This is a genomic window from Nonomuraea sp. CX421 (genome assembly GCF_059358955.1).
On record NZ_JCADBK010000025.1, the window covers coordinates 58,477 to 71,563 of the forward strand.

The following is a 13,087-nucleotide window of genomic DNA, read 5'->3' on the forward strand; positions in this document are numbered from 1 at the left end:
CGGTGGTGTGCTCATCGGCCACGCCACCGAGGTGCCCGCTTCTCCGTGAACGCCAGGGCTCCCTCGCGGGCGTCCTCAGAGGAACGCACCGGCTCGGACAGCTTGCGCTGCTCGTCGAACTCCGTGGCCGAGTCCCAGTCGCGCGCGTTCGTGATGATCTGCTTCGTGGCGCGGACCGCCAGGGGGCCGTTGGCCGCGATCCGTTCCGCCAGTTCGAGCGCGGCGGCCAGCGCCTGGCCGGGCGGGACCAGCCGGTTGACGAGCCCGGCCGCGTCGGCGCGCCTGGCGTCGACCAGTTCGCCGGTCAGCGCCCACTCCATCGCGTGGTGGTAGGGGATCCGCCGGGACAGGCGCATCAGGCCGCCGCCCCCGGCCACCAGGCTCCGCCTGACCTCGGGCAGTCCGAACCTGGCGTCCTCCGCGGCCACCAGCAGGTCGCACGCCAGGGCGATCTCGAAGCCGCCCGCCAGCGCGTAGCCCTCGACGGCGGCGATGATCGGTTTGCGCGGAGGCGCCTCGACGATTCCGGCGAACCCGCGCACCGGCACCGAGGGGCGTTCCCCGGCGAGGAACGCCTTCAGATCCATCCCCGCGCAGAACGTGCCTCCGGCGCCGGTGATGACGCCGGCGAAGAGCGAGTCGTCCTCGTCCAGCAGCCGCATCGCGTCGGCGATCGCCTCGGCGGTCACGGTGTTGATCGCGTTGCGCGCCTCGGGACGGTTGATCGTGACGACCAGAACGTTGCCGTGCCGTTCGGTCAGCACCTGCTGGTCGCTCATCGGGCCTGCATCCTGATCGCGCCGTCCAGCCGGATGGTCTCACCGTTCAGCATGGGGTTCTCCAGGATGTGCATGGCGAGTGCCGCGTACTCGTCCGGCGCTCCGAGGCGGGAGGGGTGCGGCACCGCCGCCGCGAGCTTGTCCAGCACCTCCCGCGGATGCCTGCTCAGGATGGGGGTGTCGAAGACGCCCGGGGCGATGGTGTTCACCCGGACGAGCTTCCGGGCGAGATCGCGGGCGGCGACCAGGGTCATCCCGACCACGCCGGCCTTGGCCGAGGCGTAGGGGATCTGGCCGATCTGCCCTTCCCAGGCGGCGACGGAGGCGGTCAGCACGCAGACGCCGCGCTCCCCGCCGACCGGCTCGTTCGTCACCATCCGGGCCGCGGCCAGTCGTAGCGCGTTGAACGTGCCGACGAGGTTGATCCTGACGATGGCCTCGTAGTCGTCCAGCGATCCGGGGCTGCCGTCGCGCTCCACCACCCGCACGGTGCCTCCGCGTCCGGCGCAGTGCACCAGGGTGCGCAGCGGATGCCGCTCCGCCGCCTGGTCGAAGGCCGCGGACAGAGCGCCGGGATCGGTCACGTCGGCCGGGGCGAAGACGGCGTGTTCGCCGAACTCCTTGGCGACCTCGGCGCCGCTGGAGGCCGGCAGGTCAACGATGACCACGAACACCCCGGCACGGGTGAGCCGGCGGACGGTCGCCAGGCCGAGACCGGAGGCGCCTCCGGTCACCACGGCCGAACTGTCGGTCAGGTCCATGACATCACCATCATTTCCTTTCTGCGAAGTCAGCTTCCGCGCGGCCGCCGAGGGACGGCCGCCGCGAGGTTAGCTGGAGAGGATCTCGACGACGGTGGCGTTCGCCATGCCGCCCGCCTCACACATGGTCTGGAGGCCGAGACGTCCGCCGGTCTGCTCGAGATGGTTGATCATCGTGGTCATCAGCCGGCAGCCGGAGGCGCCCAGCGGATGCCCCAGGGCGATGGCCCCGCCACGCGGATTGAGCCGGTTCTCGGCGATGGGGTGCTCGGCCCGCCAGGCCAGCGGCACGCTGGCGAACGCCTCGTTCACCTCGGCCGCGTCGATGTCGCCGATCGACAGCCCGGCCCGCGCGAGCACCTTGCCGGTCGCGGCGATCGGGCCGGTCAGCATGAGCAGGGGATCGTCGCCGCAGACGGCCGAGGCGAGCAGCCGGGCGCGGGGCCGCAGTCCGAGCTCCCTGGCGCGTTCCTCGCTCATGATCAGCAGAGCGCTCGCGCCGTCGGTGAGCTGGGACGAGTTGCCTGCGGTGACCTTGAAGTCGAGATGGGGGAAGTGCCGGGCGTGCTCGCTCCCGGCGAAGGCGGGAGCGAGCGCGGCGAGCCGTTCGCCGGTGGTGCCGGGGCGGATGGTCTCGTCATTGTCGAAGACTCCCGCCGCGTCCGGCAGGGCGATGGGCACGATCTCGCCCGCGAAGCCGCCGTTCTGAGCGGCCTCGGCGGCGAGGGCGTGCGATCGGGCCGCGTAGTCGTCGAGCTGGGCGCGCGAGAGGGACCACTTATGCGCCACGAGTTCCGCTGAGACGCCCTGCGGGACCAGCAGGGGATAACGCGCCTTCACGCCGGCGCCGAACGGGTCCTTGTCCATCCGGGCGGAGCCCATCGGGACCCGGCTCATGGATTCGACTCCGGCGGCGATCACCATGTCGTACGCCCCCGCCATGACGCCCTGCACCGCGAAGTCGATCGCCTGCTGGCCCGAGCCGCACTTGCGCTCGATGGTCACGGACGGCACATGCTCGGGGAACCCCGCGGCGAGCACGGCCTGGCGTCCCGGGGTGGCCGACTGCTCGCCGGCCTGCCCGACGCAGCCCACCAGCACGTCATCGACGAGACCGGGGTCGATTCCCTGTCGCCGGACCAGCGCGGAGAGCACCTGCGCGAGCAGGTCCACGGGGTGGGTCCCGGCCAACGCTCCGGACTGCTTGCCGCGGCCCATGGGGGACCGCACGGCGTCGACGATCACGGCAGCAGGCACGTTATGTCTCCTATCTATATATATGATTAATATATACCTTCTGAACACCGTCGGGCGAGTGCGGGCTTGACGAATAATCCATGTTCACCAATATCATAGATAACACCTTGATGAGGGAGGTCCCATGAGTGTCCGGATGCCAGACGGTGACACTGACGAACTGAGGGCGCTACGTGAAGCGGCCGCCGCCGTCGCCCTTGACCGGTATGCGCCCGTGGCAGAGGAGTGGGACGAGCGGCGCACCCCGTTCCCCCATGACGAACGCCGCTATCTGGGCGGTCTGGGCTACCTGGGAATCGCGTTGCCTGAGCGGTTCGGCGGCGGCGGGGCGACACTGAGAGAGGCCCTGGTGGTCATCGAGGAACTGGCCAAGCAGTGCCGGCCCGCGGCGTTCCAGGTCTTCGAGTCCAACACCGGGCCCGCCCAGGTGGTCAGCCTCATCGGCACGGACGAGCAGCGGGAGCGCTACCTGCCCGGCATCATCAGCGGTGAAACGACGATGGCGGTGGCCATCTCCGAACCGGACGCCGGATCGGCGGCGACCGACATGACGACCCGCGCCGTCAGGTCCGGCGAGACGTTCGTGGTCAACGGCCTGAAGCGGTGGATCTCGAACGGCGGCGAAGCCGACTCCTATCTGGTCTACGCCCGCATGAGCGAGGAACCAGGCTCCAAGGGCATCGGGGCGGTCATCGTCGACGCCGACACTCCGGGCGTCAGCTTCGGCAAGCCGGAGCGGCTGATGGGCTTTCGCGGCATCCCGTCCGCCGACGTCATCTTCCAGGACGTACGCGTCCCGGCGGAGAACGTCGTGATCGGGCCGGGCGGCTTCCGCCGGCTGTTCACGGCGTTCTCCATCGAGCGGCTCGGCAACTCGACCATGAGCCTCGCCATCGGGCAGGCCGCGTTCGACCGGAGCATCGCCTACGCCCAGGAGCGCGAGCAGTTCGGCAAGCCTTTGGTCGAGTTCCAGAGCGTCCAGATGTCGCTGGCGGACATGGCGATGCAGGTGGAGGCGACCAGGCTGCTGATCCGGCGGGCGGTGGAGAACGCGGGCGCGGGCCTGCCCGACCCGCTGGAGGTCTCGCTCGCCAAGTGCACCGCCAACGAGATGGCCAAGCGGGTCACCGACCTCGCCATGCAGATCCACGGCGGCAACGGCTACACCGAGGAGTACGGCATCGAACGGCTGCACAGGGACGCCCACGGGTGGGCCCTGGCCGGGGGGACCCCTAGCATGCAGCGCATCCGTATCGTCTCCGAACTGCTCGGGCGCACCTTCGACCAGCGGCGCTGACCCACCCGGCACGACCAGACCAGGGAGAACTCATGTCATCACGACTTCAGGGCCGCGTCGCCGCGGTCATCGGCGGCGGTTCGGGGATGGGCCGCGCCATCTGCCACCGGCTCGCCGCCGAGGGGGCGAAGGTCTACGTCGCCGACCTGAACGGCGACTCGGCGACCACCGTGGCCAAGGAGGTCGAGGAGCAGGGCGGCGTCGCCGTGCCCCAGCAGGTCGACGCCACCAGCGTCGCCGCCCTGCGCGCGCTCTACGCGCGCGTCGAGGCGGAGGACGGGGTCCTGCACATCATGCACAACCAGGTGGGCATGCCCGGCGCCGCCGGCCTGGACATCTCCGAAGAGGAGTTCCAGCGCAACATCGACGTCAACGTCAAGAGCGTCTTCTTCAGCGCGACGCTCGCGTTCGACCTGCTCAAGAAGGCCGGCAAGAAGGGCTCCGTCACCATGACGGCGTCGACCTCGGCTCTGGTCGGATCCCCGTTCAGCCCCATCTACTCGCTGACCAAGGCGTCCCTGGTCGGCTTCACCCGGGCACTGGCGCTGGCCGGCGCGCCCGACGGCATCAGGGTCAACTGCATCTGCCCCGGCACGGTGGAGACCCCGATGCTGGCCTCCTTCTTTGGGCGCGAGCGGGGCGCCGACGTGACGGCGCTGGCGGCGGACTTCGTGGCCGGCATCCCACTGGGCCGGGCGGCGCAGCCCGCGGAGATCGCCTCGGTGGTGGCGTTCCTGGCCAGCGACGACGCCAGCTTCGTCACGGGTGTCACGGTCCCGGTTGACGGTGGCCTCGTGGCCAAGTAGGCCGGACGGCCAGTCGACCGCGGAGCAGGCCGCTCCCGTTTCCGCCCGCCGCCGGGTCGCCCGGCATGTCCCCGTCGTTGGAGGTTCCACCGCGATGACCCGCACGTACACGGATTTGAAGCCGACATTCGAGGATGCCGGGCTCTGGACCTCGCCCAAGGTCCTGCGCCACCACGCGGCGCGCCGGCCCGGCGACACCTTTCTGATCGCTCCGGAGGAGGGGCGGCAGTGGACCTACGCCGAGATGCTCGACGCCGCCGAACGCGTGTCCGGTGGTCTGCTCGCGGCGGGCGCCGAGTCCGGTGACCGGGTCCTCGTCATGGCGGCCAACTCCTCCCAGTTCATCCGCACCTGGCTGGGCAGCGCGGTCGCCGGGCTGGTGGAGGTGCCGATCAACACGGCCTACGAGGGCGAGTTCCTGCGCCATCAGAGCACCGTCGTCGCACCCCGGTGGGCGGTGATCGACGACGTGTTCGCCGAGCGGTTCGTCGCCATCGCCGAGCACGTGCGGGGCATCGAGAAGTTCTGGGTCATCGACACGGGCGGCGCCGACCGCGCGGTGTCGGCGTTGCGGGCCCATGGCTGGCAGGCGGAGCCGTGGACCGCCTTCGAGCAGGCGGCGGCGAAGCCGGGAACGGACCCGGAGATGAGCGACCTGGCCTCGATCTTCTTCACCTCCGGCACCACCGGGCCATCCAAGGGGGTGGCCATGCCGCACGCGCAGATGTACTTCTTCGGTGAGGAGGTGGTGTCCCTCACCAGGCTGACGAGCGAGGACACCTACTTCACCTGCACCCCGTTGTTCCACGGCAACGCGAAGTTCATGGCGGCCTACCCGGCGCTGATCGCCGGCGCCCGGCTGGTGGTGCGGTCGAAGTTCAGCGCCAGCCGCTGGATCGACCAGCTCCGCGAACACGACGTGACGGTGACCAACCTGCTCGGCGTGATGATGGACTTCGTCTGGAATCAGGCGCCGAGACAGGACGACCGCGACAACAGGCTCCGCTGCGTCTTCGCCGCCCCCACCGCGTCGTCGATCCTGCGTGAGTTCAAGGAGCGGTTCGGCATCGAGGCCTTCGTCGAGGTCTTCGGCCTCACCGAGACCTCCGCCCCGATCCTGTCGCCGTACGGCGAGGACCGGCCGGCCGGCGCGGCCGGTCTCCAGGCGGCCGACTGGTTCGACATCCGGCTGGTGGACCCGGCGACCGACGAGGAGGTCGCGGTCGGCGAGGTCGGAGAGCTGGTGGTCAGGCCACGGCGGCCGTGGACGTGCAGCATGGGCTACTACGGCATGCCGGACAAGACCGTCGAGGCGTGGCGTAACCTCTGGTTCCACACCGGTGACGCGCTGCGCCAGGACGCCGACGGCTGGTTCTACTTCGTGGACCGCTACAAGGACGCCCTGCGTCGGCGCGGCGAGAACATCAGCTCCTACGAGATCGAGCAGGCGATCTACGGGCACGAGGCCGTCCTCGAATGCGCGGTGATCGGCGTCGCGGCGGACGTCGAGGCGGGAGAGGACGAGGTGATGGCGGTCATCACCGTCTCCCGCCCGGTCGACGCGGCGGGGATCTGGGCCTTCTGCGAGGGCAGGATCCCGGCCTTCGCCGTGCCGCGCTTCATCCGGTTCGTCGAGGCGCTGCCCAAGACGCCGTCGGAGAAGGTGCGCAAGGCGGCGCTCCGCGACGAGGGGATCACGTCCTCGACGTACGACCGGACCGTGTGGGCCGCCGGTCGTGGCTGAAGACAGCAGAGAGAGTGGAGGACACCATGGACTTCCGCGCTGACCCTCTTCACGAGGAGATCCGGCAGGCCGTCCGCAGGGTCTGCGCGGATTTCCCGGACGAATACTGGATGGAGCGCGACGAGAACCAGGAATTCCCCTGGGAGTTCTACGACGCCATCGCCAAGAGCGGCTGGCTCGGGCTGACCATCCCCACCGAGTACGACGGCGGGGGGCTCGGCGTGACCGAGGCGGCGATCGTCGAGCAGGAGATCTCCGCGTCGGGTGCCGGGATGGGCGGCTGCACCGCGGTCCACATCGGCATCTTCGGCTTCGAGTCGCTCATCAAGTACGGAAGCGAGCAGCTCAAGCGGCGGTTCCTGCCCCGGGCGGTGGCCGGCGACCTGCATGTGTCGTTCGCGGTGACCGAGCCGGACGCGGGCACCGACACCACCAACATCTCCACCTTCGCCCGCAAGGTCGACGGAGGCTTCCTCGTCTCCGGCAAGAAGGTGTGGATCAGCAAGGCGCAGGAGGCCGAACGGCTGTTCCTGCTCTGCCGCACGTCGCGGCGGGAGGACTCGCCGAAGCGGACGGCGGGCATGACGCTCTTCTTCGCTCCTCTGGACCGCGAACGGATCACGATTCGCAGGATCCCCAAGATGGGGCGCAACGCGGTCGACACCAACGAACTGTTCATCGACGACCTGTTCGTCCCCGACGAGGACGTCATCGGCGAGGTGGGGCAGGGCTTCAAGGCGATCCTCGCCGGACTCAACGCCGAACGGGTGATCTCGGCGAACGCCGCGCTCGGCCTCGGCAGAGCGGCCCTGCGCCGGGCGACCGAGTACGCCAAGGAGCGCAACGTCTTCGGCCGGCCGATCGGCCAGAACCAGGGCATCGCCTTCCAGCTCGCGGAAGCCCGGATGCGGCTCGACGCGGCCGAGTTGATGTGCCAGAAGGCGGCCTGGCTCATCGACAACGACCTTCCGCACGCCGAACAGGCCAACGAGGCGAAGTACCTGGCCGCGGAGGCGGGATTCCACGCGGCGGACGTCGCCATCTCCGTGCACGGCGGCTACGGATACAGCAAGGAGTTCCACGTGGAGCGGTACTTCCGTGAGGCGCGGCTGATGCGGATCGCGCCGATCAGCCAGGAGATGGTGCTCAACTACCTGGCCGAGCACGTGCTCGGCCTGCCCAGGAGCTACTGATGAGGCCGTACCGATCCATCCTCTTCGTCCCCGGGCACAAACCGGCCTGGGCGGAGAAGGCGCTCAGGGCGGGCGCCGACGCGATCATCCTGGACCTCGAGGACTCCGTCCCCGCCGGGGAGAAGGCCGCCGCCAGAGCGGCGGTGGCCGGCTCGATCGGGCGCCTGCGCTCGCTCGACGCCACGGTCGGCATCGGGGTGCGGGTCAACGGCCTGTCGACCCGCCTGACCGGGGCCGACCTCGAAGAGGTCGTCGTGCCCGGCCTCGACGTCGTCTTCGCCCCCAAGATCGAACGGGCGACCGACGTGCTCAGGTACGACACGCTCCTCGATCACTTCGAGCATCGCAACGGGGTGACCGGCCTGGAGTACATCGTGCCGGTGGAGACGGTCAAGGCGATCCAGAACTGCGCCGAGATCGCCGCCGCCTCCCCGCGGGTCGGGGCGATGATCGGCCCCACCGCCGAGCACGCCGACATCGCTCGCGAGGTCGGGTTCGAATGGACGCCGGAGGGCCTGGAAACGCTGTACCTGCGCAGCCGCGTGCTGCTCGCCTGCCGGGGCGCGGGGCTGCACGCGCTCACCGGCCTCTGGGAGCGGATCGACGACCTGGACGGCCTGGAGACCTTCGCCCGCCAGGGACGCCGGCTCGGGTTCCGCGGCATGATCGCGATCCACCCGAGCCACGTGCCGGTGCTGAACTCGGTGTTCTCCGCCTCACCCGAGGAGATCGACTTCTACGAGGGCATGGTCTCCGCCTACGAGCGGGCGGCGCGGGAGGGCAGCGGCGCCCTGCGCTACCGGGGGCTGCACATCGACCGGGCCCACTACGACAAGGCGCTGCTCTGGCTGGAGAGCGCCCGCGCGCACGAGGAGTCACGCGAGGAGACGCACGAGGAGACGCACGAGGAGGCAGGGCGATGATGCGCGGACTCTACTTCGAGGAGTTCGAGGTGGGCCGGGTCTACCGGCATCCGTTCACCCGGACCGTCACCGAGATGGACAACATCATGTTCACCTCGCTCACCATGAACCTGCAGCCGCTGCATCTCGACGAGGAGTTCTCCAAGAAGACGATCCACGGCCGGCGGGTGGTCAACAGCCTGTTCACCGTCGCCCTGATCGGGGCCTTCCACGTCCCCGAACTCACCATGGGCACGACGCTCGGCAATCTCGGATACGACGAGATCACCTTCCCGCATCCGGTGTTCCACGGTGACACGCTGCGGGCCGAGACGACCATCGTGGACAAGCGGCTCTCCAAGAGCCGGGACGACTCCGGCATCGTGTGGTTCGAGCACCGGGGTTACAACCAGCACGACGTGCTGGTCTGCTTCTGCAAACGAGTCGGTTTGATGATGACCAGGCCGGCTGAGCCGGGCGAGAGTGAAGAAGGCGCGCGATGACCCAGACAGACGCTGCTGCCCACCCGATGCGCGACTGGATCCCCCCGGTCAGGCGGCTCACCATCGGCGACCGGATGGCCGAGCCCGAGGGGGAGCGCTGGGACGTGTACAACCCGGCCACGGAAGAGGTGATCGCGAACGTCGGAGGCGCCTCGGCCGACCAGGTCGACGCGGCCGTGGCCGCCGCCCGCGAGGCGTTCGGCCCCTGGTCCAGGCTGTCGGGCAAGGAGCGGTCCCGGCACCTCCACCGCCTCGCCGACGTCCTTGAGGCCGCCGCCGACCGGCTGCTGCCCTCGATCGTCAACGAGGTCGGCACACCCGTATCGCTGGCGTCGTACCTGCAGGTCAGGATGGCGGTGGAGCAGCACCTGCGATGGGCGGCGGAGGCGGCGAAGATCGACCGCACCCAGCACCTCGGCGGCTGGCACGACCCGGTGCCGACCATGAGCGACGTGGTGCACGAGCCGGTCGGCGTCGTGGCGGCCATCACCGGCTACAACTACCCGCTCAACCTGGCCGTGTTCAAGTTCGGCGCGGCCCTTGCCGCCGGCTGCACCGTCGTGCTGCTGCCGTCTCCCCGTACCCCGCTGACGACGCTCCTGCTCGGGGAGCTCATCCGCGAGGCAGGGCTGCCCCCGGGCGTCATGAACGTGATCATCGGCCAGGCGGACGTCGGCAAGCGGCTCTCCTCGCACCCCGGCGTCGACCGGGTCTCCTTCACCGGCTCCGACGGCGTCGGCGCGCAGATCATGGCCCAGGCGGCCCCCACCCTCAAGGGCGTGACGCTCGAACTCGGCGGCAAGTCCCCGAACATCGTCATGCCCGGCGTGGACGTCCGCAAGATCGCTGTCGAGATGCACCTCCGCTGGTCCCGCAACGCGGGTCAGGGCTGCGCGGCGCTGGCCCGGCTGCTCGTTCACGAGAGCTCCTACGACGAGTTCCTGGAGGCGGGCGCCGCGGCCTTCGACCAGATGATCGTCGGCGATCCGTGGGACCCCGCCACGAACATCGGCCCCATGATCCGGCCCGACCACCAGCAGCGCGTGCGCGGCTTCATCGACCAGGCGGTCGCGGAGGGCGGCTCGAAGCTGCTGGAGGTGACCCGGCCACTGCCGGACAAGGGCTGGTTCGTCAATCCGGTGCTGCTGGGCGGCCTGCCCGCCGACGCCCGTGCCGTGCAGGAGGAGATCTTCGGGCCGGTGGCGGTGATCATGCCGTTCAAGGACACCGAGGATGCGATCCGGCTGGCGAACGACACCCCGTACGGGCTGGCGGCCAACATCTGGTGCGACGACCCCGCGGAGGCGAGGCGCGTCGCCGAGCGGGTGCGCGCGGGCACTGTGTGGATCAACGGTGGCGGGAGCATGCGCCCGGACGCGCCGTTCGGCGGGTACGGCCGGTCCGGACTCGGCCGTGAGCTGGGCGAGTGGGGCATGCGCGAGTACCTCGAGGTCAAGCACATCCAGTGGCGGGTCTGAGCACCCCGTGAAGCGAAGGACAAGCAGGTGAACGAGCAGATGAAAGCGGGGCCGCTCGACGGCATCCGGGTGCTCGAACTGGGCACGATGTACGCCGCGCCCACCGCCGGACGCATGCTGCGCGACTTCGGCGCCCAGGTGATCAAGGTTGAGGATCCGTCGACCGGCGATTTCGCCCGGCACTGGACGCCGCAGAAGGACGGACTGTCCCTCGGGTTCACCCGTCTCAACGCCGGAAAGCGCTCGGTCGGCATCGACCTGCGGACCGATGAGGGCCGTGGGCTGGTGCGCCGGCTCGCGGCCTCCGTCGACGTCGTCATCGAGTCGTTCCGCCCGGGGCGCCTGGAGGCCTGGGGCCTCGGCTACGAGGTGCTGTCGCAGGACAACCCGGGGCTGATCCTGACGCGGGTGTCCGGGTTCGGGCAGACCGGCCCCTACCGGGAACGGCCCGGTTTCGGGACCGTCGCCGAGACGGCCAGTGGGTTCGCCTTCATCAACGGCTGGCCGGAGACGCCCCCCACCTCGCCGCCGTTCGGGTTCGCCGACTCGATCGCGGGGATCTCCGCCGCGATGGGCACGGCGATGGCGTTGTTCAAGAGAGAGCGCGCCGGCACCGGAGAGGTCGTCGACGTCGCGCTCTACGAGCCCCTCCTGTTCATCCTGGGTGACCTGGTTCTGAAGTTCCAGGCCACCGGGGAGATCCAGAGACGTGAGGGCAACGGCACCGGAGCCGCCTCGCCGCGCGGCATCTACCAGGCGTCCGATGGCCGCTGGCTGTCCATCGCGGCGTCCAATCAGGGCATCGCCAGGCGGCTGTTCGACGCCATGGGCCGCCCGGAGCTGATCGAGGATCCGCGCTTCGCGACCAACGCCGACCGGATGGCCAACAACGAGGCCGTCCAGGAGGAGGTGACCGCCTGGGTCGCGTCCCGTCCGCGTGACGAGATCCTCGCCGTCCTGGACACGTTCGAGGTGGTGTCCGCGCCGGTCAACGACGCGAGCGACGTCCTGGCCGATCCGCACTTCCGGGAGCGGACGCTGGTGGAGCTGACGGGCAACTCCATCCTGGGCTCGGTCCTGATGCCGGGGCCCGTCCTGCACCTGGCCGGTTATGAGGGACCCGCCTACGAAGGGGTCCCCGCCATCGGCGAGCACACCAGGGAGGTGCTGGCGGACGTGCTCAAGCTGACGGAGACCGAGCTCGACGCGCTGGCCGAACGGCGGGTGACGGCGCCGGCCTCCGCGTAGCAGGGCTCACGAGGCGTCAGCCAGGTCAAGCAGATGTACGAGCTCGTCGCCGACGTCGAGTCCGAGGCGGCCGGACGCCCCGGGATGAGCCGCCGCGACGTCGCGCGGGTCGGCATGGAGCACCTCGAACAGCTGTCGCTCGGGCTCGGCTTCGGCTCCCTCGACGCCTTCCTCACCGAGGGGCTGACCGCCGAGATCGCGGTGCGCGGCCGGTCAGGGTCCGTGACGTACGCCCGGCCTTCGGCGCGGGGCCCGATCGCGGAGGTCCTGGCCGAGGCGGGAGCGCTGGGAACGCGACTGGCCGACCTGGTCGAGCGGCTGGAAGGCTACCGGGTGCTCAGCGAGCGGCTCGTGCGGTCGTCGGCGCAGGTCCTCGACGTCGCCCGCCGGCTCGACTCCGCGGTCGTCGCCGCCCAGCGGGCCTCCGAGAAGGTCGCCGACACCGCGCCGGTGCTGTCCGACGTCGCCCGGGTGATGGCCACGCCGACCCGCACCGCCGTGACCACGCTGGAGCGCCTGGTGTCCAGGCTCGCCGCGCTGCGCTCGCACGTCACGGATCTGCGGCTGGGGATCGCGCTGGCGAGCCTGCACAACGACATGGTCGCCGCGTTCGCCGCCGAGGTCGTGGACGGCGTCGCGCCGCCGGCCTCGCTGAACGATGTGCCGCTGATCTGCGACGCCATGCGGGACAGCGTGCTGGAGATGTCGGCCAGGGCGCGGCAGGTCAACCTGACGCTCCGCGAGATCGTCTCCGAGGTCGCCGAGGCGAACGACCGGCTGGAGGAGTTCCGCCTGTTCCTCGGGCAGTGGCGGATCCTCTTCATACGTCACCGGGCCGAGGACGCGATCGGCGGCCTGGTCCGTCCGATCGACGAGGAGTTCGCCGCGAGCCGGGGCGGCATGGACCTGCTGTACGCCCTGGGCAACGAGCTGGAGGCGTCAGCCGTCCCGTTCGATGTGGTGGCGTTCGAAGCTCATCTCGCCAGGATCCGCACCGAGGCCATCCGCTCCCGCGACGCCTCCTGAGCCTGAGCGCGATCAGGAGCTCCGCGTCGAGCCGGTCGATGCTGGTCGCTGTGCTCACCTGTCATCGCTCGTGGTGGCCGCTGACTGCGCAGC

Annotated in this window: 12 protein-coding genes; 9 read left to right on the forward strand and 3 right to left on the reverse strand. The window is 70.1% G+C overall.

Going from position 1 to position 13,087, the window contains the following annotated elements; genetic code table 11:
* Window positions 1–11: 11 nt before the first annotated feature.
* The 3 genes from AC5L3X_RS32090 to AC5L3X_RS32100 form a co-directional block, all read right to left on the reverse strand.
* Window positions 12–779: a crotonase/enoyl-CoA hydratase family protein gene (locus AC5L3X_RS32090; RefSeq protein ID WP_189128084.1), complete on the reverse strand. Its 768-nt coding sequence runs from the start codon at window positions 777–779 to the stop codon at window positions 12–14.
* Entirely contained in the window at window positions 776–1,540 is a 765-nt protein-coding gene (locus AC5L3X_RS32095) for an SDR family NAD(P)-dependent oxidoreductase (RefSeq protein WP_494862008.1), read from the reverse strand. Before AC5L3X_RS32095 ends, AC5L3X_RS32090 begins: the two co-directional genes overlap by 4 nt.
* Before the next feature lie 69 nt (window positions 1,541–1,609).
* On the reverse strand, window positions 1,610–2,797 hold the full coding sequence (locus tag AC5L3X_RS32100; protein WP_494862010.1) for a thiolase family protein: 1,188 nt from the start codon (window positions 2,795–2,797) through the stop codon (window positions 1,610–1,612).
* A 136-nt stretch (window positions 2,798–2,933) separates the two neighbouring features.
* On the opposite strand from AC5L3X_RS32100, the gene AC5L3X_RS32105 reads away from it, so the two are divergent.
* From AC5L3X_RS32105 to AC5L3X_RS32145, 9 genes are all read left to right on the forward strand, one after another.
* A complete protein-coding gene (locus AC5L3X_RS32105) occupies window positions 2,934–4,094 on the forward strand; it encodes an acyl-CoA dehydrogenase family protein (protein WP_494862085.1) in 1,161 nt (386 codons plus the stop codon).
* Between the two features lie 32 nt (window positions 4,095–4,126).
* Complete coding sequence (locus AC5L3X_RS32110) at window positions 4,127–4,900, forward strand: SDR family NAD(P)-dependent oxidoreductase (protein ID WP_494862011.1); 774 nt, start codon at window positions 4,127–4,129, stop codon at window positions 4,898–4,900.
* A 94-nt stretch (window positions 4,901–4,994) separates the two neighbouring features.
* Window positions 4,995–6,644 carry an AMP-binding protein gene (locus tag AC5L3X_RS32115; RefSeq protein ID WP_494862012.1) on the forward strand — a complete coding sequence of 550 codons (1,650 nt, stop codon included), beginning with the start codon at window positions 4,995–4,997 and terminating at the stop codon, window positions 6,642–6,644.
* A 26-nt stretch (window positions 6,645–6,670) separates the two neighbouring features.
* Window positions 6,671–7,837, forward strand: a complete 1,167-nt coding sequence (locus tag AC5L3X_RS32120) for an acyl-CoA dehydrogenase family protein (RefSeq protein ID WP_494862013.1) — start codon at window positions 6,671–6,673, stop codon at window positions 7,835–7,837.
* Window positions 7,837–8,760 carry an HpcH/HpaI aldolase/citrate lyase family protein gene (locus AC5L3X_RS32125; protein ID WP_494862015.1) on the forward strand — a complete coding sequence of 308 codons (924 nt, stop codon included), beginning with the start codon at window positions 7,837–7,839 and terminating at the stop codon, window positions 8,758–8,760. The genes AC5L3X_RS32120 and AC5L3X_RS32125 overlap by 1 nt, the downstream gene beginning before the upstream one ends.
* Entirely contained in the window at window positions 8,757–9,242 is a 486-nt protein-coding gene (locus tag AC5L3X_RS32130; RefSeq protein ID WP_225263988.1) for a MaoC family dehydratase, read from the forward strand. The genes AC5L3X_RS32125 and AC5L3X_RS32130 overlap by 4 nt, the downstream gene beginning before the upstream one ends.
* Complete coding sequence (locus AC5L3X_RS32135) at window positions 9,239–10,720, forward strand: aldehyde dehydrogenase family protein (protein WP_494862016.1); 1,482 nt, start codon at window positions 9,239–9,241, stop codon at window positions 10,718–10,720. Before AC5L3X_RS32130 ends, AC5L3X_RS32135 begins: the two co-directional genes overlap by 4 nt.
* Window positions 10,721–10,747: 27 nt before the next feature.
* Window positions 10,748–11,968: a CaiB/BaiF CoA transferase family protein gene (locus tag AC5L3X_RS32140; protein WP_494862018.1), complete on the forward strand. Its 1,221-nt coding sequence runs from the start codon at window positions 10,748–10,750 to the stop codon at window positions 11,966–11,968.
* A gap of 33 nt (window positions 11,969–12,001) precedes the next feature.
* The gene (locus tag AC5L3X_RS32145) at window positions 12,002–12,994 is read left to right on the forward strand and encodes a PAS domain-containing protein (protein ID WP_494862020.1); all 993 of its coding nucleotides are present in this window, start codon (window positions 12,002–12,004) and stop codon (window positions 12,992–12,994) included.
* Window positions 12,995–13,087: the final 93 nt, after the last annotated feature.